Source organism: Sinomicrobium oceani (genome assembly GCF_900119185.1).
GTDB lineage: Bacteria > Bacteroidota > Bacteroidia > Flavobacteriales > Flavobacteriaceae > Sinomicrobium > Sinomicrobium oceani.
This window is the reverse complement of record NZ_FPJE01000054.1, coordinates 1-1,592: the sequence shown is the minus strand read 5'-3', so window position 1 is coordinate 1,592 and position 1,592 is coordinate 1. Positions and strand designations below refer to the sequence as shown.

Here is a 1,592-nt window from a genome sequence, read left to right as displayed (position 1 = left end):
ATAAATAGCTTGCTATTTAGAGACCGGCGCACGGGTGCGTAACGCGTATGCAATCTACCTTATGCAGAGGGATAGCCCGAAGAAATTTGGATTAATACCTCATAGTATATAGAATAGGCCTCTATTTTATATTAAAGATTTATCGGCATAAGATGAGCATGCGTCCCATTAGCTAGTTGGTATGGTAACGGCATACCAAGGCAACGATGGGTAGGGGTCCTGAGAGGGAGATCCCCCACACTGGTACTGAGACACGGACCAGACTCCTACGGGAGGCAGCAGTGAGGAATATTGGACAATGGTCGCAAGACTGATCCAGCCATGCCGCGTGCAGGAAGACTGCCCTATGGGTTGTAAACTGCTTTTGTATGAGAAGAATAAGAGGTACGTGTACCTTGATGACGGTATCATACGAATAAGCATCGGCTAACTCCGTGCCAGCAGCCGCGGTAATACGGAGGATGCAAGCGTTATCCGGAATCATTGGGTTTAAAGGGTCCGTAGGCGGGCTATTAAGTCAGGGGTGAAAGTTTGCCGCTCAACGGTAAAATTGCCTTTGATACTGATAGTCTTGAATGTGTGTGAAGTGATTAGAATATGTAGTGTAGCGGTGAAATGCATAGATATTACATAGAATACCGATTGCGAAGGCAGGTCACTAACACATTATTGACGCTGATGGACGAAAGCGTGGGTAGCGAACAGGATTAGATACCCTGGTAGTCCACGCCGTAAACGATGGATACTAGCTGTTGGGACTTCGGTTTCAGTGGCTAAGCGAAAGTGATAAGTATCCCACCTGGGGAGTACGTTCGCAAGAATGAAACTCAAAGGAATTGACGGGGGCCCGCACAAGCGGTGGAGCATGTGGTTTAATTCGATGATACGCGAGGAACCTTACCAAGGCTTAAATGTAGTGTGACAGGACTGGAAACAGTTTTTTCTTCGGACACATTACAAGGTGCTGCATGGTTGTCGTCAGCTCGTGCCGTGAGGTGTCAGGTTAAGTCCTATAACGAGCGCAACCCCTGTGGTTAGTTACCAGCGAGTCATGTCGGGGACTCTAGCCAGACTGCCGGTGCAAACCGTGAGGAAGGTGGGGATGACGTCAAATCATCACGGCCCTTACGTCTTGGGCTACACACGTGCTACAATGGTCGGTACAGAGAGCAGCCACTTAGTGATAAGGAGCGAATCTATAAAACCGATCACAGTTCGGATCGGAGTCTGCAACTCGACTCCGTGAAGCTGGAATCGCTAGTAATCGGATATCAGCCATGATCCGGTGAATACGTTCCCGGGCCTTGTACACACCGCCCGTCAAGCCATGGAAGCTGGGGGTACCTGAAGTCGGTGACCGTAAGGAGCTGCCTAGGGTAAAACTAGTAACTGGGGCTAAGTCGTAACAAGGTAGCCGTACCGGAAGGTGCGGCTGGAACACCTCCTTTCTAGAGAATGAGGTAAAAGTTATGAATGTATTGGAAAGGAATAATTTTGCTTAAAGCTGTCAATAAAATAGTCTCGTAGCTCAGCTGGTTAGAGCGCTACACTGATAATGTAGAGGTCGGCAGTTCGAGCCTGCCCGAGACTAC

At 48.7% G+C, this 1,592-nt stretch carries 1 tRNA gene and 1 rRNA gene; both read left to right on the top strand.

From position 1 onward, the window contains the following. Positions 1 to 1,448, top strand: a 16S ribosomal RNA gene (locus BT112_RS21420); the annotation flags it as partial. Between the two features lie 69 nt (positions 1,449 to 1,517). Then, positions 1,518 to 1,591, top strand: a tRNA-Ile gene (locus BT112_RS21415). Position 1,592 lies beyond the last annotated feature (1 nt).